The organism is Ferrimonas sp. SCSIO 43195 (assembly GCF_023716685.1).
GTDB lineage: Bacteria > Pseudomonadota > Gammaproteobacteria > Enterobacterales > Shewanellaceae > Ferrimonas > Ferrimonas kyonanensis.
Genome location: NZ_CP072679.1, coordinates 3,390,532 through 3,412,632 on the forward strand (window position 1 = coordinate 3,390,532; position 22,101 = coordinate 3,412,632).

The following is a 22,101-nucleotide window of genomic DNA, read 5'->3' on the forward strand; positions in this document are numbered from 1 at the left end:
AATGCAACTAGTCTAGTAAAGAAATAAACGCTGTCGAACCCGCAGCGGCTCGGCGCAAGGGCTGGCTTCAAGGATAAAAAACTGAGTGATTTTATCGGGTTTTAAAACTCTTCAATTAGAACAGCAACCTGTACCGGGGCAACGGAAAAACAATGGGGGCAACAGAAAAAATAAAAAAGGGCGCCCCTCAGGCACCCTTGTCAACGACACCACCGGCATCAGAACCGATAAGTGACACCCAGGCTGAATCCGGACACTTCCACGTCATTCTTGTCCAGGTACATCATGTATTCCAGACCCACGTCCAGGTTGTCGGTGGCCGCGAAGTCCACCCCGATGCCGTAGGAGAAATCGTTTTCGTCCTCCTTGGCTTTATCAAAGTCATTGCTGGCTTCCAGCTCACCCTTGGTATAACCGGCAATCACATAGGGAGTAAAACCGGAATCCATCGGCATCTGACCGCGCAGATACACGCCGTAGTAGTAGTTCAATTCAATGTCGACGCCCATCAGGGTATCGTCGGACACCCCCATGCCCAGACGTGCCTCGACCGCCACGTTTCGATTGAACTCATACCCCAGGCGCCCACTCAAGGCGCCGATATCGACACTGGGGCCGCCATCCACTTCCATAAAGTTATACTGGCCACCTACATAGACGGCAGGCTCCGATGCCAGGGCACACATCGGCATCAACAAACAGGCAAATACGATCTTTTTCATGCATCACTCCATGAGCCGTTCCGGAACTTCATAAGCCCAGAACTCAAGTTAAATCAAATAGAACACCAGCTCTAATTCGTGGTGTGTGCCCATATTACGCCCAATAACCTGCGCCGTTTTGCGCCCCGGATCACAGCCGCAAACAAATCAGTATCGAATTCGGTTCGACCCCAAGCCTGTCACCAGGCAGGCCGGTGCATTCATACCATCAAGGCGGCTCTACCTGCAGCAGCCACAATGCCACCGCCACAATGCACAACAGCAACAACAACGACAGTGCCACCCTCCAAACCCGCAACCATCGCTCGCCAGTCTCAAACAGCCTCACCCAATATGACAAACGCCGCTGCTCTGCCCCCCAGATAAGCCAGCGCGCCAGCATTGCGAACCCTGACTGCAGCGTCACCCGCCGCCCCAACGCGACACACGCCAGGTAGCAGCGCTCTATAGCCACCCTCTGTGGCGACACACCCACAGGCGTTGGCGCTCTCCCGCCCGCGCTCTGCCAGCCAGCAACCCCGAGGCTAGCCCCTATTCCCAAGGCCACCACCAACGGCCATGCCACGCCTCCATAGCGCTCCCAAAGCTCCGGGGTCACCATCGCCGCTCCCAGTGTCGTAACCATCCCCCCGGTCACCATAATGACCACATAGGCTGGCCGTCGTTGCCTCTGGGCCCCCACGGCCACAACCATCAGGCAATAGAGCATCGCCGCAACCCCAAAGGCCTGAAGCCCCCTCCCCAACGCCGGCGCAACCACCTTACCCAGCGGCAGCCAGTGAGCCACCCCGAGCAAGCCGGTGGCGACCGGCCCCAACCACAACAACAAGGATGTGGCCAACCGCTGCGGATGGTGCGCCAACGGCAGCCATTGATGAAACGGCCATAAACCGATTTTCAAAGCAAACCCCGTCATCACCAGGGCCAGATACAGTGTTGAAGAATCAAAGGTCGACAGCGCCTCGGGCAAGGAGGTAAACCCGACCGAGCCGCTGAACCCGGCCACGAGCAACATCGCCTCAAACAACAGCAGGTCTGCCACCACCAACGCCATCAGATAGAGGCGACCGGCGCTCCGGGCAGCCCCATCGCCTTGCGCACACAACACCCCGACGCAGGCATAGCCCATCAAGGTTGAAAACGACAGAAACACAATCATATCCATCGACAAAATCGCCCCTAACTGCCCCGCCATCGACAGCAACAACAGGCGATTTCCCCCCCCGGTATCCGTGGTTTTGCCACCGAGGAATGCCGCAATACTCCAAAACAGCACCGATACCGCCAACCACCACCATCGCTGCGAATCCAGCCCCATCCCTGCCCCCGCATACAGCCACGGCAATTTCACCATCAGCGGCTGCGAAACCAGCAACAATGCCGCGGCCGGCAGCAACGCCAGATGCGCAGACCAGAGCAGGCGCCGTGGCGATTTAGACAGCGCCAGTAGCAACGGCCACAGGGGGGAAAGTAGCACCAACAGATCGCTCATTCGCTCCCCGCCCGGCTGACAATCAAGCTAACCCACTCCACCAAACTGAAGGGGGCCGACGCCCACAGCCCCAGAACCACAACGGTAGTGGCGGTAATCAATGGCGGTATCAACAGCATCCAGGCCGTCTCCTGCTGCCCAAGACAGCGCTCATCAGGCCAGCGTGTGGGCGCAGGCTCAAACCAGGCGGCGTAGAGAATGGGCAGGAAATACGCGGCGTTTAACAGGCTGCTGCCTGCCAAAATCCACACGACCCAGCCCTGATCGGAGGCCAGCGCCCCCATGCCGAGATACCATTTACTGAAAAAGCCTGCCAGGGGCGGTGCCCCGATCATGCCGAACACCCCCACGGTGAACGCCGCCATGGTCCAGGGCATACGGCGCCCAACCCCGTTCATTTCACTGACTCGATGAATCCCCAAGGTCTCGGCCAGGTTGCCGGCACACAAAAACAGAGTGATTTTCTGAACCCCCTGGTGCACCAAGTGAATCAAGCCGCCAGTGGCCGCAACCGGGCCGGCGACACCAATGCCAAGGATGATGTAAGCCACCTGGCTGACCGTCGAAAACGCCAGCCGTCGCTTGAGCTCATCCTGAAACAGCGCCCGGAACGAACCATAGAGAATGGTAACCGCGGCCACCACCGCCAGAGGCAAGGTCAGCCCGAGGCTTTGAGAAAACTCAATGCCGTAGACGTCATACACAATCCGAATAATCCCAAATGCCCCCGCCTTAACCACCGCCACCGCGTGCAGCAGGGCACTCACCGGGGCCGGCGCCACCATCGCCTTAAGCAACCAACCATGCAGGGGAACCAGGGCAGCCTTAACCCCCAGGCCTGCAATACACAAGACGAATATCAGCATCAGCGTTGGATGCAACGAAGCATCGAGACCGGACAGAAAACCATGCGCCCGAAACTCGGTCGTACCGGACAGGGTATGCAGCCAAACCGTAGACAACAGCAATAACGCCCCTCCGCCGAGGGTGTAAACGAGATAGTCTCGCCCTGCCCGTTTCGCCATCTCGGTGCCGCGATGGACAATAAGCGGATAGGTACACAGGGTCAGCAGCTCATAAAACAACAGGAAGGTCACCAGGTTGCCGGCCAGGGCAACCCCAACCGTTGCCGTGACGCACACACTGAAAAACCCGAAGAATCGACTGCGGTAAGGGGACCCTTCCAGGTAGCCGATGGCGTACACCGTGGTCACCAGCCACAGCGCCGCCGACAAGCTCAGGAACAACATCGACAGTGGTTCGGCACTCAATACCAATTCGATTCCCGGCAGCAGAGGCAAGCGGGTCTGGTATTGCTGGCCATTTAACAGGCCAAAAAACATCACCCCGACCAACAGCAGCTTGACCACCGCGCCGGCCAGATTCAGCGTTGTTCGGGTTGCCACCCGCTCCTCAGGCAGGAAGAAGATGACCAGCCCCGGAACAAGGGAACTGCCGACCACCAATAGCGGCAGAGCCTCGCCCCAGTTCATAAGCAAACAATCCCGCCAAAAGGAACACCGATCTCCATCACGGCCAGCGGCCAGGGGGCAACCAACCCCAACACAACGGCCGCCATCGCCAACAGCAAGGCGGTCCACTCCATTCGAGCGACGCCCCCTTGGCTGTCATGGCCTGGCTCGGCCTGAGTAAAGGCATGAGCGATGATTTTGAACACGTAAGCCGCAGCCAATAACCCGCCGACAAGCAAAATCGCCCCCCACCACCACTGGCCAGACTCGAGTGAGGCCTCCAGCAACAACCACTTGGCAATGAAGCCACCACTGGGGGGCAACCCCATCAGGCTGATTCCAGCCAGTGCCAGTGCAATGAAGGTCAGAGGCATGCGCTGAGCAACGGGCGCTAACTCCGCGATGCGATCGTGGCCAGCCAACCGCTGTATGTTCCCCGCTGCCATAAACATCGCCGCCTTCGCCACTGCATGAGACAACAGCATATAAAGCCCGCCTTTCCAGGCGGTGCTCATACCAAGGGGAAAAGCCAGAAACAGGTAGCCCAGTTGCGACACCGTCGAATACGCGATCAGTAGCTTTAACCGCTGCTGACATAGCGCCAGGATCCCGCCCCACAAAACGGCCAACGCCCCCAAGGTCCCCAGTAACTGGGCAACATACCCATCCACTGCGGGGAAAACCTCCAGCCACAGACGCAACAAAATGTAGAACGGGGCCTTCACCACCAGCGCCGACAGCAGCGCACTCACCGGAGCCGGAGAAAAGGCGTGGGCAGCCGGCAGCCAAAAATGCAGTGGAAACAGTGCCGACTTAATCAGCAGGCCGACACTCATCACCCCTAGCGCCACCAGAACCGGCGGCGATGGCACTACTCTTTGTGCCAGTACGGCGATATCCAGGCTGCCAAACCCATGATAAATAAAGGCGATGCCTAATAGGTAAAACAAAGACCCCAGCTGGCTGATCAACCAATAACGCATCGCCGAGTTCAGGGCCTGTGCCCCGCCGTCCAGCGCGATCAAGGCCACCGCCGCTAATCCCAACAACTCAAGAGTGACATAGAGATTAAAGATATCGGCCGACAGAAACAGGGCATTGAGTGCGGCCCAAAGCAGCAGCCACAATGACCAGAAATGGACGGATTTATCGCGACCAAAGTAATCAAAGGAGTAGGCGCTGATCCCGAGCCCGACTACGGAGGCCACCGCCAGCATCAACAGGCTCAGCCCATCGGCGTAAAGATCAATCCCCAGAGGCGCGCCCCAGCCACCAATGGCATAGCGCTGTGGCCCCATCTGTTGCAACTGCCAGCCCAACCCCGCGGTCGCCCCCATCACCGCCAATGACGTGGCCAGACCCAAGACTCCGGCCTTGGTACGAAACAGAAAGCAGCCGATGCCGCCCAACAAAGGCACGACGATCAGTACCACGCCCCACGGAGTGTCCATTACTCCCCACAGCCATCAGACAATTGGTTTTTCCCCGTTGCCTGATACAGCCGCAACATCAACGTCAGTGCCAGCGCCGTCGCTGACACCGTGATAACAATGCCAGTAATGACCATGGCGTGAGGCACCGGGTCCACCGCCCCCGAAGTTCGGGACGCCAAGGCCACCAGCACCAGAAACACCCCGGAGCACATCACATTGACCGCCAGTATCTTGCGCAACAGATTCACATTGTGAATCAAGGCATGCAGGGCCAGAACAAACACGCTAACGCCAAGCAGTGCGTAGAAATAAGCGTGAGCCATTCACTCCTCCCCTGGGTGCCCGCCCAAAAACAGCGCCGCCAATGTCGCGCCGATGGACAGCGTCGCCATGGCCTCAATCACGACCACCAGTTGACCCGCCACCGAGGGCGGATACTGCAAAAAAGCGCCATCTGCCACGGCCAGGGCAACACCGGTCAACACAAACAATCCCAGCCCCGATGCCAGCAACAGCCGCAGCGGCAAACCGATAAACCGATTGTCGATACGCCAGCCACACAACAGCAGCAGTACCCCTGCTGCCCCCAATAGTGAACCGGCCTGAAAGGCTCCGCCCGGGGCGTTGGTGCCCGCCCAGAGCAGATACCCCGCCGAGACAATCAATACCGGAACCAGTTGACGGGACATGGTGTCCAGCACCTGACCCGGGTTCCATTGCCGCGACACCGAGGCGATGCGCAAAGACCACACCCCCAACAGAGCCGCCAGCAATACGGCCAACTCCAGTAAGGTATCGTAGCCACGAAAATTCAGCAGTACCGCGGTCACCGGGTTCGAGACCCCACTATCCTCCATCTTCGCCGCAACCGTTTCCGACAGGCTGACAGCGTGCTCTGGCAGAGAGACGACGGTGTACACCAGCCCCAACCAAAACAGCAGCAGTAACGGCCTGAGCCTAGCCTTCATGCCAGCCTCTTGCAGCCATCACTTCGACGGCGCCGACCACGACACCGCGGGGCGGGTCACTGCTCACTTTCCGCTCCCTTGACCGTCGATTGTTCGCCGGCCCCATCCTGCTCGGCCTTCGGTGCCGCCAGCCGGCTTCGCCGCATTCGCGCCATGGCTGCCAACAACAGGGCACCGGTCAGCCCACCACCTATCGCCGCTTCCGCCAAGGCGATGTCCGGCGCATTGAGCCGAACCCACACCAATGACATCAACAATCCGAAACTGACATAGAGCACGATCGCCTTAAACATCTGTTTAGTCGCCAATGCCAGCCACGCCAGCCACAACACCGCCACTGCCAGCAGTCCATCAAGCAACCAAAACAGCAGCGTCATTCCGTCCATGGCTTAATCCCCCGCTGCAACGCCCGCCGGGCGATCAAGTGGGCGATGCTTGCGCTGGCAAGCATCACCAACCCCCAAATGAGCAGCAGTTTACCCACGCCAAACCCATGAGGTGCCTGAACCGCCAACCCCAGGATCACCAACCCCAGGCCAACATTGTCGGCCTTGGTCAACGCGTGCAGCCGCGTATACACATCAGGAAAACGCAGCAAGCCGACGGTGCCTGCCACAAAAAACACACTCCCTGCCAGCAATAAAATGGCAGAGAACACCTCAATGGGGGTCATTCTTCTGCTCCTTAGTCCGCCAGGCCGATCTGACAAACGCCACGGCCGTGACCGCCGACAGCAAGGCAAAAACCAAAGCCACGTCAACCAGGGCCGAATGACCTAAGGCCTGCGCCAAAATCAACAAAATGGCCACCAGGGAAGTGCCTAACAACTGCACCGACAACATGCGATCGGCCGCCGTGGGGCCCCACACTACCCGCCACATACCGACAACCAGATTGATAAGCAGCACCAACACCAAGGACAGGTAAACGATTTGCATAAGGGTCAACCATCCACTTTCACCGGCGTGCTAAAGCCGGGTGGTTTCACAGCAAGCACGGAACACTGAATCTGACCCAGTATCGTCTCGGCGGTATTTCCCATGATCAATCCCGACACCCCGGTTCGGGCGACGGTGCCCATCACCACCAGGTCGGCATCAATCTGCTGACTCAGTGACGGGATCTGCTGACAGGCATCGCCCTTAATCAGGTGAATCGTCGGGCGAAGGTACTGCAGTGCATCGGCACCGATGCTGTGTTTCAGCGACTGCATCAAACTCTCCATGCAGGCCGAACGCTGGCGCCTAATTTGCTGAACATAAGCGTCAACCTCGGTCTGCCCGGTTCTCATGAATGCGCCATTTCGCATCGCGCTCTCGGCCGGGGCCTCCCATACATGGATGATGTGCAGCTCGGCCGATTCGGCCAGTGCTAGGGCGCTGGCCATTTCAAGCAACTGTCGGTTCAACCCCTCTACGGACGCGGCCTCATCCTGGGGGTAGGCATCATCAACATCGACGGCGGCCAGGATGACGCGACAAGGCTTGGGCGCCTGCGGTTTGATGATCCAAAGCGGACAGGGGCATTTCCGCAACAGGTGCATATCATCACTGCCAAATAGACGATCCAACCAATCCCGCTGCTCGGGAACCTTGATCACCAGGTCCCGGTGATGACGCAGGACTTCATGAATAATCTGCAAGAACGGAATCCCAACCAACACCTTGATGTCCATCTTGGTGCGCGTGGCAAAGGGCGCTATGAAGGCGTCCAGTTTCTGACGGTGAATAGTGACTATCGCATCCTGAAGGTCGACCAGATCCGGCCCGCCATCAGACACGCCAATCCCGACAGTGACATGCGGCACCACACTGACAACGGTCAGCCTGCCCTGGTTGCTATTCGCCAACTCAATGGCCCGCTCCAGCACCGGCACGGAGCTGCGCTCGGGCTCCAGCACGCAAAGAATGTTTTTAAACCGCTTCACTACTTGCCCCTGCATCACAGTCCAAGGAAACTTCAAACATTCGCGCCACCAACTGCTCCAATCTCATCAGTTCCGGCCAGACCGCTTTGCGCAGGTCAAGCACATGGATCTGTAAACGATTGGCACGCAGCTCCATTCCCAATGTGCCCGGGAGCAAACTGATGGTGTTCACCAGGCATACCCGAGGCAACCCCTTTGGCAATCGTATTGGAAACTCCACCACTCCCGGGAAGATGGGCAGGCCCGGGTGAAAGGCGCGCCAGGCCACGTCGATGGCCCCCAGCAGCGAGTGCCACAAGAAAAACTGGAGGAAGCGCATCGAGCCAACGACCGAACACGAGAACGCCGGCACCAGAGTCACATAGGCCAAGGTCGCGATACACACCACCGGCAGCCCCAGCCCCCATGACTGTGCCGAACCTGAACTGAGCACCCACCACAGCCCGGCAAACATCAGCGCACTGGTCGCGATGCGTCGACGGTCAACACTCGGCCCCTTTCCCAGCCCGCTCCAGCCAGATCGTCGATTCATGCCAAAGCCTCAATGTCGGTTAAGCTGCCCACGGGGGGCTCGAAAAACCCACGCGCCAACGCCGAAGGATGACAAACAGCAAGGTGGCCCGATGTCAGCCAGTCACAAGCGCGCCGATGCAACCACAACTCTCCATCTTCCCAAGTGTAGATGATGAATGCTGCGGGTCTGGCCAAGTTGGCCACCGCGACAACGTGGGCCGGCGCTTGTTTCCAAGGCTCATCGGCTCTCAGAGACAGAGGAGTTCGGGCCAGACACGGCAAAGGTCACGTCACCATTGGGGTCCACTTTCCCTTCTGTGTTATGGTGTGCCAGCACGGAGAAATAATTAAAAAATGAAGCAGTTTAACCAGTTAAAAACTAAGCAGCGGCAGCTGAGAGCCGGCTTTTCCGAGAACCTGAGCCTGAGGGTGCATCGCGCCCTGAGTTGGCTGCAGCGCTCGGAAGCCTGCGACGATGACCCCGACGGCGAATTCATCTTCCTGTGGATCGCCTTTAACGCCGCCTACGCCAACGACATGGATGCCCAGTACCGCGGCAGCGAACTGGATGCCTCCAATCGCTTCCTGACCCGGCTGTGCCAATTGGACCCCGAGCAACGACTCAGTGCCCTGGTCTGGCAGCAGTACCCAGGCCCCATTCGAGTGCTGCTCGACAATCAACACGTTTTTCAGCCGTTCTGGGATCACCTCAACGGCAAGCCAGGCAGCGAGCAATGGCAACAGCAGTTCAGTGAGGCCAGGCACCAGGCGGCTAAAGCACTGAGCCAACAAAACACCCCCAGGGTGCTGGCGATTGCCCTGCAGCGCATCTACACCCTTCGCAATCAACTGGTTCATGGCGGAGCCACTTGGAACAGTCAGCTGAACCGCCAGCAACTCAGGGATTGCTGCGCCATCTTGCGCAGCCTGGTACCCATCGTTATCGACATCATGATGGACAATGCCGATCAGATCTGGGGAGACCCTTTCTACCCGGTGGTGGCCTCCTGACTCAAGCAGAGCGATCCGTCGTCGAACCTTAACCTCGATGACGAACCACCACGCTGCCGTTGCCGCACCTGTCGTGTTTTCAGGCAGGTGCCCATTCTGCCTGCAAGCGAACCGCCGTCGGGCTGTGATAAGATTGATTCCACAAATAAAAAAGCACAGACCTGCACCTGATCTATGAATTCACCGGGCACTCTACCTGCACCCCTGAAAGTCCAACTTCCGGTCCGGCGTTACCGCCTTACCCTGCAGCATCAACTGCTCGACGCCTTAGGCAAGGTGTCGCAGTTTGTGCTGCAAGCGTTGGCCGAAGAATGCCGCACCCTGGCTGACATCAAGCGCATCACCGCCCTCACCGACGCCCACCTGACGCCGATTCTGACCCGACTGGAGGGGCTGGGTTGGTTCGATCTGGAGCGACAACAACTCACCGAAATGGGCCAGGAGATGGCACAGGCCTCGGCGCTGAATGGCCAGAGCCAGGGGCTGTGGCTGGACGTGGTGGATGGCATCAGTAGCCTGCATCACGCCGAATCGGAGCAACGACTGCACCCCGCTAGCGATGTCGATGACGCGGTGACGGTTCCCGAGTTTGAGAAGGACTGGAACATTCAAAAAGTGCTGCAGACCCGGCGCCTGACCAAAGGCCTGACCGACGACAGCGGCGAAGCCTTCATCGACTTTATGACCCGGCTATGGCCCCAGCATCATGACATTCTCCGCAGCCAGTGCCAGGGCTGGCAGTTTCAGCTCAGCGTCGACGGCACTGAGCAGACGCTGCGCTATCGCACCGTCGAGTTGGCAGCCGGCACCCCACTGGAAACCGACTATTGGCGAGGCATCACGGTACAACTGCCGGTGCTGCAGTGTCGCATCGAGCACCGAGTACCGGAGCTGATCGCCGGGGCACTGACGCCGCTACCGCCACTGAGCGAGGACATATGCCGGGTCACCGGTATGCCATTGGCCCAGTTTGAAGCGGCCATGACCCGCAAGACCGATCTGCACTGGCCCGAAGCGAGCTTGATTCCGGTCACCGAACTGGTCGCCACCGAAACACCACTGCCACCGCTAATGAGCCGCAGTGTATCTCTGACCCAGAGCAGCCGGGCCTTGATTCTCGGCCACCACGTCTTACGTCAGCAACTGCATGCCGACAGGGAGTCATCATGAAGACCGTCGAACTGTTCCAGTTCAATCAGTTGAATCTTGGCAGCAGCCGCCATGCCCGGGTCGTCAAAAACTCCCGAGCCGCCCTGCAACTGGTGCGCCACGGCGCCAAGGGCGCCAACCCGGTGGCCGCCTGGGTCGACGCCGCCATCTCGGTGGCCGATGCCATCAACTCCTACTGCAAACTGCAGCGGGCCAAGGCCATTACCGAACAACTGCAAGCCAGAAAGCAGGAGCTGACACGCAAGGTGGCCAACGCCAGTGAGGTGCTGGCCATTAAGCAGAACCTGTGGCAACTGGAACAGCAACACCGATTATCCCTGCTGGAAACCACGCTGGAGCAGCATCAGCAACACACCGAACGATTGCTGGCGCAGCTGAAAAGCCAGCACAAAAGCCTGGAGATGCTATTGACCCAGGTGCGGGCTCTGAGACGCCAAAGCCGCAGCAGTTGCCCCAGATTAACGACCCTGACCCACGCCGCCGATGCCCTGATGCAGGCGCAACTGGCGTGCCTGGTGTATGCCCTCAATGAGCCGTCTGAATGACCACCGCGCCCGTTGACCGTTTCAACTAATTGCCGAGAACTGATAATGAAAACCCCGACCAGAACCGTATCGAAAAAGACTAAGGCTACTCAGCAAGGCGCCGCCGCCAAGGCGGTCGACAAGCTGGACGGCCAGCAACTGGTGGAACTGGCCCAGGAGGGCGTCAAGGCCTACAGCAGCTACAACGAACTGCGCAGCGAGCGGGAGCGGACCATCCAGGTCAAAGCCGACGCCCTCAAAGAGATGCAGCAATCGGACAACGAGGTGCGCAAGCAGCAGACCGCCTTCCATCAGCGCAGCAAAGAGCTGGAAGTGGAGCAATACAACGCCGAAACTGAGCGACTGAGCCACAGCCAACGGCACCAGCAGTGGCAACAAGACCAGCAGAGTCGCGAGAAAACCATCGCCGTGCTTCGCGCCAAGGTAGCCACCGGAGACGCCAGTGCCGATGAAATTGTGCTGCTGCAACAGCTTCACAGCGCCAGCCAGGACTGACCCGCATGCTTGCAGCCCTAACCGCTATCGGTGTCGGCGTCGCCCTGACCGCCTCCGCCGCCGCCTGGTATTTCGACAAGGCCACCGAGGAGGAGCAGCGGCGCCACAGCCATTTACGAGCCGACATCGATGCCCTCAACCAACAGCTGGCCGCCCATGGCATCGAGCTGGAAACCGCCAATGCCCTGCACCTGCGCCAGGCTCTGGAGCAGGTGCTGACCAAACTCGGTGAAGAACATCAGCGTCAGCGCAGCAAAATTGCCGCCATCGATGCCGAGCTCAGTAAGCTGCCGCCCCAGCTGGCCAGAGAGTTGCAGGACGACAGCATCAGCCCCTACCGTCGCCGCGCCCTGAAGCAAAGCTACTGCCAGATTGAAGATGCCCAGGCCCGATTGCGGGCCTTTGGCCACTACCTGGACTGGTACCGCACCCAGCTCGACCACTATTGGTCGACCCTGGATCACAACCGCCACGACATCGAATCGCTGCAAACCCTGCTCGGCGACATTGAGCTGCCGTCGGCCACCCTGCCTCACGACTGGCTTTACGTGGGTAAGGTGGTGTTGATTGAGGAACAGGAGCTCGACAGCAACATGGCGTTTAACAGCCGTCTGCACCTGACCAACAACCGGGTGATGCAGGGCTGGAGCAGCGATTTTCAGGAGCGGCTGTTCTTCGACTACCCTCAGCGGGATGCAATTCCACTGCAGATCGTTCACCACAAGACCAGTGCCAAAGGCAAACGACTGTTTTACGGCTGCGTCGCCAAGGGCCGCCTCTGGGTCGACCACATCCTGGCGGGCGAGCCAATTCCACTGGAGGTGGAACGCAAAACCCGCCTCGGTTACCTGCTGCAGTCGGAGCTGGGCATCGTCCGCGCCAACTTGCCGATTCAATTGACCCATAACCCGCTGATTGAACTGCTACCCGGCCAGCAGGTGCATGCCTACGCCGATCAGTACAACCTGCTGCTGAGCGATTCGCCGGGCAACCTCAATCCCAAGTTCAAGCGGATTCAGGTGAGCATGCTCGACAGCGCTGAGCTGGGCTCAGAGGAGCAAGGCGGGCTGTTTCTGTTTCTGGACGCCAAGCTGCTGCAGCCCGGTTGGGAAGCGGCACTGGATGGTGCCGACACCACCCCGTGGCGAATGCTGGCGCTGGAGGGCAACCAGCTGGTGATCGCCCGTCATAATCTGCGCCTGCACTGCCACATGGACGCCTCGTTATCGGCGCTGACGGTACAGCACATCGACCCCTACCAGGATCACGGCCAGGGATTTGAACTGCCCCTGGCGATGGTCGCGGTGGACGCCCGCCTGGTTGGGCAGACCCCCACCAACCCTGACGCCTTCGAGCAATTGGTCAACCTAACCGCCCAGATTGCCGCCGCCGATGCCAATCAGCAGCAGCGGCTGGCTCAGGCCAAGATGCTGGGGCAGTGGCAACAGGTAATGGACTATCAACAAAGCCAGCTGCAACTAACGGTAGAAGGGATCGCCAGTGAACCGGACGAGCAGGCGGCACAGCTGCAGCTGTCGTTGCAGGCCGCTGCCGACGCACCGTTGGCGGAGTTCATCGACGCCTGCAAACAGATTCAGCGCAGCGGTTTCGAGCCACGCTGTCGCCTCAGCTACTGGGGCGATGACGGTCAGGGCCAACACCGTTGGCTGGAGCCTTTGCCGCCTCGAGCCCGGCATAAGCTGGAGCTGGTCATTCAGGGCAAACGTCTGAACCTAGGGCTGCCGTGGGCCCACGGTCGGCAGCTGCAACACACTTTGCAGCAACACCCGGGGTCCGTGGCACTGCAACTGACCCTGCACAAGTACGACGACGCCCTCAACCGCCAGCACACCGCCCTGGAAGCGTTTCGCCATGACGCCCTGGCCTCGCCGCAGATCAAACAGATTCTGCTGGCGCCCGGGCAGTATCAGGGCGAGCGAGATCCCTTCTGGCATCAGCATTTCAGCCAGCCGGTGCAATGGCAAAATCCGCAACTGACCCCAACCCAGAAACAGGTGATCGCCACGGCGCTGACCGAACGTCACCTGGCGCTGATTCAGGGGCCTCCGGGCACCGCCAAAACCACCAGCATCGTCGAGATGTTGCACCAGATTTTCAGCCAACAGCCGGAGACCCGGGTGCTGCTGGTGTCGCAGCAGCACGCCGCCGTCGACAACGCCCTGGACCGGTTCATCGATCTGCACCAGCCACAACTGGGCAGCGGCCAGGTCAAGCTGCTTCGCATCGGCCCGGAGAAGAAGGTGGAAGGCCAGCTGCGCAATTACACCCTGGGCAAGCGGCAACAAGAGTTTGTCGACCTCAGCCGCCAGGCGGCCACCCAAGCCGCCGTCAGCGCTCAGGCCGACGACCGAGCGCTGGCCAGTCATTGGCTGAACGGCGTACTGGGCCCGGTTACCGAAGAGGATGAACCAGCCCCGGCGCTGAACCAGGAGCTGACCTGGCTGCTGCTGCAAAACCACAACCTGGTGGGGGCCACCTGCGTCGGACTGGCGTCACGGCAACAGAGCATCGACCAGCTGCGCTTCGACGTGGTGATCATCGATGAAGCCGGTCGCTCGACGGTGCCGGAGCTGATGATTCCCATGCTCAGAGCCAAGAAAGTGATTCTGATCGGGGATCATTTTCAGTTGCCACCCAGCGTGGCGCCGCTGTTGCAGACCGATGAAGCCAGCGAGGAGCTGCCGTTTTTGAAAGAGACCTTTCTGGAGACCAGCTTCTTTGAAACCCTCTACGATGGCCTGCCGGCCCAGTCGAAGAGTTTCCTCGGCGAGCAGTTCCGAATGCCGAAACAGATTGGTGACCTGGTGGCAGAGCTGTTCTACAGCCCGAATGGCCAGCGGCAACTGCAGAACGGCCGCATCATCGACGAGTCCGAGTTTCTGCTGCCCCACACCCTGATGTGGCAGGACGTTCGCGGCCGGCAGCAGCGCGAGGACACCAGCCAGTACAACCGCGAAGAGGCCAGCGCCATCATCCGCTTCCTGAACGCGCAGCGGCACAAACTCAAGGGCGAGGACACCCGACAAGTGGCGGTGATCACCCCCTATGGGGCCCAGAAACGCACCATTCGGGCGATGATGGCCAAAGTCTGCGATAACGAAAGCCACGGCGAATACACTTGGGGCGGACTGAGCATTCGCATCAACACCGTCGACAGTTTTCAGGGCAGCGAAGCGGAGTTGGTGTGTTACTCCACCGTGCGCACCTACGGCAACCTGCGCTTCCTGCTGGACTGGAAACGGCTCAATGTGGCCTGCTCCCGCGCCAAGGAAAACCTGGTGTTCTTTGGCCACCTGCCGTTTCTGCGCCGCCCTTGCCGCAATGGCGAACGCAACCTGTTTGCGGAGATCATCGCCCGCATCCCCAAATGCGCCATCCTGCCTCCCCAGCCTCAGCCTCAACGTCCCAAGGCTCGACGCCCCGCCTGAGGCATAACACAACGGCCCGCTCATTCGCGGGCCGCCGTAATTTCCGGCATGACTGAGTAAACTTAGCCAGCACATTATAACTGCCATACACAGAAGCACTTTACTGGCTCCTTCAAGATACAAACAAGAAAGATGCTAACTCTGAGGCATTCTTCTTTCTACAGATGGTAAGGCTTCGTCCTGTCGAAAAAAGCAAACAAACTTCGTTACTTTTACTCGTAAATTCAATGTGTTAATCTAGACCTGACTGCTCTGGCATCAATGTGTGTCGAACAGCTAGTTGCCAAGGCGAGAGCATACCTGAGCTATCTGAACAACTAGAGACAGGTGGCTCATTACTCTGGCAATTAAGCGAATAGAAGCTTTTGGGACTTAAAGCAGCTCCAGTAACTGTAGTCCTTTGAATCAGCCCTAGCCAGGTTGAGATTTTAACCAAAAATTAAATAGACAGAATAGAGATGACAGCAACACCACCTAAAATTAATATGAGTTCAATTATGAAAAAACAACAACTTCTTGCTTCAGTTTCTGTATTCAGAGTCCTCAGCGACACTGATAGGGACATATATGATGTCATATCTGACTTTGTTAGGGGAGCTATAACAAAAAAAGCACTAAAGGTATTTTCTCTTGATGAATGCAATAGCCTTTTAGAAGAAGAGTTTTCGCTTGATATCCCACATGCCGTATTATCAACATGCCTAAGAAAACGTTTAACAAAAAAAGGAGAACTTGAAGTAAAGAGTGGTACTTTCACCATAACTAACAAATTTGGAAGTAATGATGAATTTTCAAAGACTGTAGACGAGCAAAACTTTTCTTGTGAACAAGTAATTTCTGAATTAATTAGTCACATTAAGGTTAGATCTAACCTTGATATTAATGAAAAGAAAATAAGCACTGAGTTTTATAACCACCTATTAGGAAGGGCTGAAAATGGTTATTATTTCGAGCAAATATGCAGGTTTCTTTTATCAAAAGAATCTGACGAGAAATTTCTAAAAAAGATCAAACTTATTGAGGAGGGCCTGATATTATACGAAGGAATTAGATACACGCCTGACTTAGCCACGCTTGGTAACTGGAGGGGAGATTTAAGAATTTTTCTAGATACCGAAATACTATTTAGTGCAACAAGCCTACATGGGTTATTACATGAAAAAATATTCAACCAATTTAACGAATTGATAAAAGAAGCAAATGCAAATAAAAGAGGTGGGAATATTACCCTTCATTATTTTGAAGAAACAGAAAAAGACATAGATGATTTTTTCTATGCTGCTACTCAGATTATTAAAAACAAGCGTTCTGTTGATCCTGCCAAAGTTGCTATGGTGTCAATTGTCAACGGATGTGTATTGCCTAGTGATATTACAATAAAAAAATCCAACTTTTTATCAAAATTAAAACAACTAGGAATAACAAAGGAAACACCTCAAAACTACTACAGCAAACCAGAGCTTAATGTAGAAGGAATAAAAACACTAGATGAAATAAAAAGCAATAGTGGAGTTACAGATACAAATAAAATTGCTCGAACATTGAAAATATTCACAAAGATAAATTTCCTAAGAGATGGAGTCAATAATATCGCACTCGATGAAATATCCGCAATATTTCTTACTGAGAGTAGGTTTGCACAAAGCTTGGCCTTCTCCGAAATAATAAAATCTGATAAAATAAATATCCCCTTCGCATCAAATGTTGAATTTTTAACTGAGAGGCTATGGTTCAAGTTAAATAAAGGGCTTGGAAATAGATCTGTCACCCCTGTCTCCTTTGATATAATTACAAGAGTAAAGGTTACACTTTCAAGTCATTTTGGCCATGAGGTCTCAGATAGATTCAAGCAAATTGTATCTGAGTTTGAGAGTGGAAGTATTGATGAAGATACAGCAGCAACCGCATATGATCAATTACGAAGAACTTTAGTCTCTCCAGAAGAATTCAATAAAGAAAATATCGACGAGCAATTTAACTTGCTAAGCACTGATACTATTCGATCGGCTAGCAACGAGAGAAGCAGATTAGAAAGAGAGGCAAGGGAAGGGAAATTAGCAATAAGTCGCTTGAAAGAGATTGAACATAAAGAGCATAGAAAAAAGCAGGAGTGGTCAAAATTAAAAGTTAGAACTCTATCCTTATCCCTAATGTTTTTATATTTTATTGGCATCCCTTTAATCATAACCACAATCGCCTATAATCTATATACACCAAATGACACGCCGCTCGCTAAAGCCTCATTTCTACTAGCAATAGTACCATTCATCGCTAGACCAAAAACAGTTTTCAAAAAAATAAAATCATTATGTAAAAAGTACTATTGCAAATTACTAGCAAAGCATAAAAAATGGAGTGAAATTGAATCGCATGAGTGGACGCTTTAATCTAACGATTTTAGTATTCACTAAAACGGGTTAACCTCAGTGTCTCTTTGTTCAAACTTGCTATCTACCAGAATGCGGAACTGAGTACGCTCAAAAGCACAGCCCCCCGCCAACAATGTCACTGATCATCCTATGGTCAGACAACTTTATCCACTTGTAGTGGCATAGTGAGTTTGGCCATCTGGTTGGTGGTGATACCATCGCCTTCGTAGCAAAACAGGGGACACAATGAGCAAACGTACAAGACCCTCCTTCACCGCCGAGGTCGGGCTTGAGGCTGCCCAATTAGTCGTTGATAACGGCTTTACCGTCAAGGCTGCGGCCAAAGCGATGGGCGTCGGTAAATCCACTATAGATAAGTGGGTTCGATAACTTCGAGAAGTGCGTAACGGTAAGTCGCCGAAAGCAGCTCCTATGACTGAAGAGAGCTGGAACGACGTATTAAACGCCTCGAAGAAGAAAAGGTGATTTTGAAAAAGGCTGCGGCTCTCTTGATGTCGGACTCCCTGAACAGTTCTCGATAATCGAGAAACTCAAGACGAGCCATGCCGTAAAACCGCTCTGTGATGTGTTTGAGGTACACCGGAGCAGCTTCAAGTACTAGGCGTCACCTGATACGCCTTACCCGAAGCAGAAGGCCGAATTAGCCACGATAATACGAAGCATACATACCGAGAGTAACGGCTCATCGGGAGCCAGAACCATTGCTGGTATCGCAACACAACGAGGTGTTCCATTTATCCGCTATCGAGCCACCAAGTTAAAGAAAGAGCTGGGGTTGGTAAGCTGCCAGCTACCCAAACACTCGTACAGAAAAGCGAACTAGGAGCATATTGCCATCACGAATTTGCTCGACCGGCAATTTGCCGTGACGCAACCTGATCAGGTTTGGTGCGGTGATGTCACTTACATCTGGGCTGGCACTCGGGAGGCATATCTAGCAGTGGTGCCAAACCTATTCGCTCGCAAGCCCGTTGACTGAGCCATGTCATTATCACCGAACAGTACGTTAACAGCCAAAGCTCTAACAGTGGCTTATGAAAGCCGTGGGGAGTCCAAAGACGTCATTTTCCAATCAAACCAAAGCAGTCATTACACCAGTCGTCGATTCAGGCAGTACATCTGGCGCTATCAGATGACGCAAAGCATGAGCCGAAGGGGGAATTACTGGGATAGCAGTCCAATGGAACGCTTTTTCCTCAGCCTTAAATCGGAGTGGGTACCATCAACGGGATACAGCATCTTTCGACAAGCAAAGTGCTCGATCATCGATTACATGAGCGGGTATTACAGCCAGGTTCGACCGCATCATTACAACGGCGGATTAACCCCGAATGAATCTGAGCGGTTATACCGGATTGACTCTAAAACCGTAGCCAGTTTTAATTGACCACTACAGTAGAACTCAACGTCACACCGCATGACATAGCTGTAGAGAGCATTTTCGGTTGCGTAGGTAGACCCGCTTTCACCATTCGCGCGAACGACACTCAGAAAGCGAACAAAGTGCGACCAGACAGCGTTTTGCCAGAGACTAGGTTGCTTACTACGAGGGTTGTCGAATGTTTTGCGCACACCGTTCAGATCAAAAATCCCGTCCTCGTTGACAGTGATAGTCACGGTCTTTTTGTTAAAGGGGATAATCTCAGAAAGACTGTACCACAGACCCCAGGTGTGCAAAATTATTGCTCTGAGGATGGTATGAACGTCAATAAACGTTCTACAAATTCCATGCTTATTTTTCTCAAAGAATCATTGAAACGATTTTCAGGTGGCTTGATCTCTTTCAACGAATCGATCATTTCCTGTTCAAGACGATAGATTGCATTCGCATACTTCATGAAGCCTTCCATTGCTTCTTCATCAGCGTAAAGGCTGGAAGTAAGCTCCTTTCTCACGTCATTGAGGTGTTCATGTAAATCAGCATGGGCTTGCATCCTCAAGCCAATGATGGCCTCGGGGTCACCCTCACGTTTTTCCTTAAGTCTTCGGAGTGACAGCTCTAGACGCTGCAAATTACTACCTATGCGTTCACTAGCCAGCCTCACTGCGAGTATCAAACTAGTCGCAGCCTGTTGCTTGCGTTTTGACTGCATGATGGCTTCACGCTTACGCTCCATGACGTGCCGAATGTATAAGATTAAAGGAGGCCCAAACAGCGCGACTAAAACTGTCGCCAGTTGAATCCAATCCCTAAAACCAAAGTCCATTTGCTGCCGTGCAACAGAAAGGATGCTCTGCACTGCATAGTGCAAACTTAATTGCGCTTGTTCGTCCATCACTAAATCCAATAAAAAGGGGCGGTTAAAGATTGTCCCATATCTGGAAGATGGGAGATATCACAGTGAAGGTGCAACCTTTCCCTCCATGTGATTTCCTGTGCATTACTGTCGGGCCGCGATGCGCACCTGAAGCTAATTAAGAACCACAACTCTCTATCCCTGTATCTCTGGCCCCATTTTCACCTTTCGTTCATTCAATCAGCCCTGCCCCGCCTACAATGGAACATCTCCAGTACTGTGGTCTTCAAGAGGGGGCTATGCTAGACCAAGCAAATACAGTGCTGTTGATTTAGAGGGTGACGTTCAGTAAGCCACTAAAACAACCGGTTGAGTTGAATGATGTTTAACCTCATCTTGTGGTTTCACTATCAAAACTAAGGAAACTCCAAATGTCGACAACTATGTATTTTGACGCAGACCTGTACCCAGCTAATAGTGAAGGGAGAGCTGACACTCAGAAGCCCAAAACTTACGTCGAAATTTTCCGAACCTCATACTTCGGTGATGACCAATTGTTTTTGAGAGTTTGCCCAAGTAAAGGAGAGCAAATCACACTTCACCTTACCAAAGAGCAAGCGAACGAACTGGCTGAAGGGTTAACAAATGCGACAAACTACATTGGGTACGACAATCGTTGAGTTCTCTGGAAAGGGTGCGGCTATGACTCCGCCCTTCCCCTCATTTTGAACATGTCTCTTCGCAGCATACTTACTAGTAGTCGATAGCCCGAATCAGAGGAGCAACCTCAACGACCCTGTAGTCCTTACCGTAGCGGTCAAAGGTAATAGACCCATGCCCATGCCCCACAAGCCCCGCAACTAGGTCACTGCTGTAGCCCTGCCGCTTGAGCTTGGTGATCACCGTGTGCCTCAAACTGTGGAAGGTCTCTCCGTCTCCCCAACCCAGCTTGGCTCTGAACTTGGTAAACCACAGGGATGGCTTATGACCAAAGCCTCTCCTGTTACCTGATGGCAACTCAGGGAACAGTCTCCGATGCCCCTCAGCCCTACGAGCCTCTACAAACTTCAGAAAGCCCTCATTGATGAGGTCTTGGTGAATAGGGATGATGCGTTCACTGTGGACGGTCTTCAGTGACTGGTCAGGCTTATCCGTTCTGATGTGGATACAGGGGAGACCATCCTGAACACAGAAGTCATCAAGGTAGAGCTGAGAGATCTCGGCGATACGAGCACCTGTGTAGGCACCAAGGAAGGGAAACCACCGCTTGAAGCTCTCCTTACCCATACTTCCAAATACTCTAGCTGCTCTGAGCATCAGACACCGCCTTACGCTGCTCACTGACCTTCACCTTCAGCTTGATGGTCATGCCAACCATCGGGTTGTGATTACCAAAATGAGGAACAGCCCATTGCAGCAAGTTCTTAGCCTTGCCTAAGCGTTTGTTGATGGTCGCTACCGAGAGCTTCCCTGCATCTAAGAAGTGCTGCTTGTACTTCAGACCTACCTTGCCATCGAACTGACTGAGCCTGATGTCTCCCACGATCTCCAGCAGCTCCCTATAAGCAAACTCGTTGTGTGCCACCTCGTGCGGCTTCCAAGCGTTGACCTTCAGCTTCTCAGCGGTAAAGAGCTTGATGACCTCTGAGAGCTTGGGAGAGTCATCTGCAGGCTTCCTGCTGATAGCTTCGATTCTGTTCCACTGAGTTGCCTGCCGAGGGACTATACGAGCTTCTTGGGTGTTATCTGAGGGCTGATCCCATGCCTAAGAAGTCAGCTCCTCAAGAACTCGCCAGGATCGCTGTATGGCTTCTCTGTGGCATTTGGTGCCCAAGGAGCGTCTTAGCTCAGAGCGTTTAGCTCCCTCATAGGAACCCTTGGGAACAACCACACGGGCATACCAAACACCATGTCTGGACTGGAATAGATAGGGGGTAGTTTTAGGGGTATTGAGTGAAGATTTGGAACCAGAAAAATCACGCATTGTGTACCACCTAGTGTATCACCAGCGGCTTCGTTTAGATTTTTCCTTTAAAGTCCAACTCTTAGGAAAAGAATTGGTGACACCCCCAGCCACATCCCGGCACATAAGTCATACGCTGCGGTTGCTCCCTTCCGGGCCTGGCCGAGTTCACGTACTATTATTGCGAGAGGACCGGGGGCATCATAGACATGTGCCCCGAAGGCAGGCGCATTATCGCTAATGCACCTGTTGGTTGCAAGGGGCGGATGCGTATAGCCGTGCGTTTGCGCAAGCTTTAAGCACTCCCCCTACTC

The 22,101-nt window shown here is 54.9% G+C and carries 21 protein-coding genes, 1 other RNA gene and 1 pseudogene; 7 read left to right on the top strand and 16 right to left on the bottom strand.

All coding sequences use genetic code 11. The features are described from left to right. Positions 1-218: 218 nt before the first annotated feature. From J8Z22_RS15695 to J8Z22_RS15745, 11 genes are all read right to left on the bottom strand, one after another. Positions 219-722 carry a porin family protein gene (locus J8Z22_RS15695; protein ID WP_252007012.1) on the bottom strand — a complete coding sequence of 168 codons (504 nt, stop codon included), beginning with the start codon at positions 720-722 and terminating at the stop codon, positions 219-221. Positions 723-930: 208 nt separating this feature from the next. Continuing rightward, positions 931-2,214 carry a proton-conducting transporter membrane subunit gene (locus tag J8Z22_RS15700; protein ID WP_252007013.1) on the bottom strand — a complete coding sequence of 428 codons (1,284 nt, stop codon included), beginning with the start codon at positions 2,212-2,214 and terminating at the stop codon, positions 931-933. Further along, entirely contained in the window at positions 2,211-3,707 is a 1,497-nt protein-coding gene (locus J8Z22_RS15705) for a proton-conducting transporter membrane subunit (RefSeq protein WP_252007014.1), read from the bottom strand. The genes J8Z22_RS15700 and J8Z22_RS15705 overlap by 4 nt, the downstream gene beginning before the upstream one ends. Beyond that, entirely contained in the window at positions 3,704-5,137 is a 1,434-nt protein-coding gene (locus J8Z22_RS15710) for a complex I subunit 5 family protein (protein ID WP_252007015.1), read from the bottom strand. The genes J8Z22_RS15705 and J8Z22_RS15710 overlap by 4 nt, the downstream gene beginning before the upstream one ends. Continuing rightward, the gene (locus tag J8Z22_RS15715) at positions 5,137-5,442 is read right to left on the bottom strand and encodes an NADH-quinone oxidoreductase subunit K (RefSeq protein WP_252007016.1); all 306 of its coding nucleotides are present in this window, start codon (positions 5,440-5,442) and stop codon (positions 5,137-5,139) included. Before J8Z22_RS15715 ends, J8Z22_RS15710 begins: the two co-directional genes overlap by 1 nt. Then, positions 5,443-6,087 carry a Na(+)/H(+) antiporter subunit B gene (locus J8Z22_RS15720; RefSeq protein ID WP_252007017.1) on the bottom strand — a complete coding sequence of 215 codons (645 nt, stop codon included), beginning with the start codon at positions 6,085-6,087 and terminating at the stop codon, positions 5,443-5,445. Between the two features lie 56 nt (positions 6,088-6,143). Next, positions 6,144-6,473 (bottom strand): DUF4040 domain-containing protein, encoded by a 330-nt coding sequence (locus J8Z22_RS15725; RefSeq protein ID WP_252007018.1) that lies wholly within the window; start codon positions 6,471-6,473, stop codon positions 6,144-6,146. Further along, positions 6,461-6,760 carry a monovalent cation/H(+) antiporter subunit G gene (gene mnhG, locus J8Z22_RS15730; RefSeq protein WP_252007019.1) on the bottom strand — a complete coding sequence of 100 codons (300 nt, stop codon included), beginning with the start codon at positions 6,758-6,760 and terminating at the stop codon, positions 6,461-6,463. The genes J8Z22_RS15725 and mnhG overlap by 13 nt, the downstream gene beginning before the upstream one ends. Continuing rightward, on the bottom strand, positions 6,747-7,025 hold the full coding sequence (locus J8Z22_RS15735) for a monovalent cation/H+ antiporter complex subunit F (RefSeq protein ID WP_252007020.1): 279 nt from the start codon (positions 7,023-7,025) through the stop codon (positions 6,747-6,749). The genes mnhG and J8Z22_RS15735 overlap by 14 nt, the downstream gene beginning before the upstream one ends. Before the next feature lie 5 nt (positions 7,026-7,030). After that, positions 7,031-8,014 (bottom strand): universal stress protein, encoded by a 984-nt coding sequence (locus J8Z22_RS15740; RefSeq protein ID WP_252007021.1) that lies wholly within the window; start codon positions 8,012-8,014, stop codon positions 7,031-7,033. After that, positions 8,001-8,546 carry a Na+/H+ antiporter subunit E gene (locus J8Z22_RS15745; protein WP_252007022.1) on the bottom strand — a complete coding sequence of 182 codons (546 nt, stop codon included), beginning with the start codon at positions 8,544-8,546 and terminating at the stop codon, positions 8,001-8,003. The genes J8Z22_RS15740 and J8Z22_RS15745 overlap by 14 nt, the downstream gene beginning before the upstream one ends. 335 nt (positions 8,547-8,881) lie before the next feature. Between J8Z22_RS15745 and J8Z22_RS15750 the strand changes: the two genes are divergently transcribed. From J8Z22_RS15750 to J8Z22_RS15780, 7 genes and pseudogenes are all read left to right on the top strand, one after another. Next, the gene (locus J8Z22_RS15750) at positions 8,882-9,538 is read left to right on the top strand and encodes a HEPN domain-containing protein (RefSeq protein ID WP_028112210.1); all 657 of its coding nucleotides are present in this window, start codon (positions 8,882-8,884) and stop codon (positions 9,536-9,538) included. A 174-nt stretch (positions 9,539-9,712) separates the two neighbouring features. Then, complete coding sequence (locus J8Z22_RS15755; RefSeq protein WP_252007023.1) at positions 9,713-10,708, top strand: hypothetical protein; 996 nt, start codon at positions 9,713-9,715, stop codon at positions 10,706-10,708. Further along, the gene (locus J8Z22_RS15760) at positions 10,705-11,253 is read left to right on the top strand and encodes a hypothetical protein (protein WP_252007024.1); all 549 of its coding nucleotides are present in this window, start codon (positions 10,705-10,707) and stop codon (positions 11,251-11,253) included. Before J8Z22_RS15755 ends, J8Z22_RS15760 begins: the two co-directional genes overlap by 4 nt. 45 nt (positions 11,254-11,298) lie before the next feature. Next, positions 11,299-11,748 (top strand): hypothetical protein, encoded by a 450-nt coding sequence (locus J8Z22_RS15765; RefSeq protein ID WP_028112207.1) that lies wholly within the window; start codon positions 11,299-11,301, stop codon positions 11,746-11,748. Between the two features lie 5 nt (positions 11,749-11,753). Then, on the top strand, positions 11,754-15,197 hold the full coding sequence (locus tag J8Z22_RS15770; protein WP_252007025.1) for a DEAD/DEAH box helicase: 3,444 nt from the start codon (positions 11,754-11,756) through the stop codon (positions 15,195-15,197). Positions 15,198-15,694: 497 nt separating this feature from the next. After that, on the top strand, positions 15,695-17,584 hold the full coding sequence (locus tag J8Z22_RS15775; protein WP_252007026.1) for a hypothetical protein: 1,890 nt from the start codon (positions 15,695-15,697) through the stop codon (positions 17,582-17,584). A gap of 228 nt (positions 17,585-17,812) precedes the next feature. Beyond that, a pseudogene (locus tag J8Z22_RS15780) lies at positions 17,813-18,974 on the top strand (IS3 family transposase). 292 nt (positions 18,975-19,266) lie between these two features. On the opposite strand, the gene J8Z22_RS15785 reads toward J8Z22_RS15780, so the two are convergent. From J8Z22_RS15785 to ffs, 5 genes are all read right to left on the bottom strand, one after another. Continuing rightward, positions 19,267-19,863: a hypothetical protein gene (locus tag J8Z22_RS15785; protein ID WP_252007027.1), complete on the bottom strand. Its 597-nt coding sequence runs from the start codon at positions 19,861-19,863 to the stop codon at positions 19,267-19,269. A gap of 714 nt (positions 19,864-20,577) precedes the next feature. Beyond that, positions 20,578-21,141 (bottom strand): site-specific integrase, encoded by a 564-nt coding sequence (locus J8Z22_RS15790; RefSeq protein WP_252007028.1) that lies wholly within the window; start codon positions 21,139-21,141, stop codon positions 20,578-20,580. Continuing rightward, positions 21,125-21,409, bottom strand: a complete 285-nt coding sequence (locus J8Z22_RS15795; protein WP_252007029.1) for a hypothetical protein — start codon at positions 21,407-21,409, stop codon at positions 21,125-21,127. The genes J8Z22_RS15790 and J8Z22_RS15795 overlap by 17 nt, the downstream gene beginning before the upstream one ends. Before the next feature lie 180 nt (positions 21,410-21,589). Beyond that, a complete protein-coding gene (locus tag J8Z22_RS22235) occupies positions 21,590-21,808 on the bottom strand; it encodes a DUF6538 domain-containing protein (protein ID WP_371877984.1) in 219 nt (72 codons plus the stop codon). Positions 21,809-21,888: 80 nt separating this feature from the next. Continuing rightward, positions 21,889-21,985, bottom strand: an RNA gene (gene ffs / locus J8Z22_RS15800) — signal recognition particle sRNA small type. Positions 21,986-22,101: the final 116 nt, after the last annotated feature.

Coding starts and splice junctions, on each gene's coding strand:
- mnhG (WP_252007019.1), bottom strand. CDS start 6,760: ATGACCCCCATTGAGGTGTTCTCTGCCATTTTATTGCTGGCAGGGAGT.
- J8Z22_RS15785 (WP_252007027.1), bottom strand. CDS start 19,863: ATGGACGAACAAGCGCAATTAAGTTTGCACTATGCAGTGCAGAGCATC.
- J8Z22_RS15760 (WP_252007024.1), top strand. CDS start 10,705: ATGAAGACCGTCGAACTGTTCCAGTTCAATCAGTTGAATCTTGGCAGC.
- J8Z22_RS15745 (WP_252007022.1), bottom strand. CDS start 8,546: ATGAATCGACGATCTGGCTGGAGCGGGCTGGGAAAGGGGCCGAGTGTT.
- J8Z22_RS15755 (WP_252007023.1), top strand. CDS start 9,713: ATGAATTCACCGGGCACTCTACCTGCACCCCTGAAAGTCCAACTTCCG.
- J8Z22_RS15725 (WP_252007018.1), bottom strand. CDS start 6,473: ATGGACGGAATGACGCTGCTGTTTTGGTTGCTTGATGGACTGCTGGCA.
- J8Z22_RS15720 (WP_252007017.1), bottom strand. CDS start 6,087: ATGAAGGCTAGGCTCAGGCCGTTACTGCTGCTGTTTTGGTTGGGGCTG.
- J8Z22_RS15765 (WP_028112207.1), top strand. CDS start 11,299: ATGAAAACCCCGACCAGAACCGTATCGAAAAAGACTAAGGCTACTCAG.
- J8Z22_RS15700 (WP_252007013.1), bottom strand. CDS start 2,214: ATGAGCGATCTGTTGGTGCTACTTTCCCCCCTGTGGCCGTTGCTACTG.
- J8Z22_RS22235 (WP_371877984.1), bottom strand. CDS start 21,808: ATGCGTGATTTTTCTGGTTCCAAATCTTCACTCAATACCCCTAAAACT.
- J8Z22_RS15750 (WP_028112210.1), top strand. CDS start 8,882: ATGAAGCAGTTTAACCAGTTAAAAACTAAGCAGCGGCAGCTGAGAGCC.
- J8Z22_RS15715 (WP_252007016.1), bottom strand. CDS start 5,442: ATGGCTCACGCTTATTTCTACGCACTGCTTGGCGTTAGCGTGTTTGTT.
- J8Z22_RS15710 (WP_252007015.1), bottom strand. CDS start 5,137: ATGGACACTCCGTGGGGCGTGGTACTGATCGTCGTGCCTTTGTTGGGC.
- J8Z22_RS15790 (WP_252007028.1), bottom strand. CDS start 21,141: ATGCTCAGAGCAGCTAGAGTATTTGGAAGTATGGGTAAGGAGAGCTTC.
- J8Z22_RS15770 (WP_252007025.1), top strand. CDS start 11,754: ATGCTTGCAGCCCTAACCGCTATCGGTGTCGGCGTCGCCCTGACCGCC.
- J8Z22_RS15775 (WP_252007026.1), top strand. CDS start 15,695: ATGAAAAAACAACAACTTCTTGCTTCAGTTTCTGTATTCAGAGTCCTC.
- J8Z22_RS15735 (WP_252007020.1), bottom strand. CDS start 7,025: ATGCAAATCGTTTACCTGTCCTTGGTGTTGGTGCTGCTTATCAATCTG.
- J8Z22_RS15705 (WP_252007014.1), bottom strand. CDS start 3,707: ATGAACTGGGGCGAGGCTCTGCCGCTATTGGTGGTCGGCAGTTCCCTT.
- J8Z22_RS15695 (WP_252007012.1), bottom strand. CDS start 722: ATGAAAAAGATCGTATTTGCCTGTTTGTTGATGCCGATGTGTGCCCTG.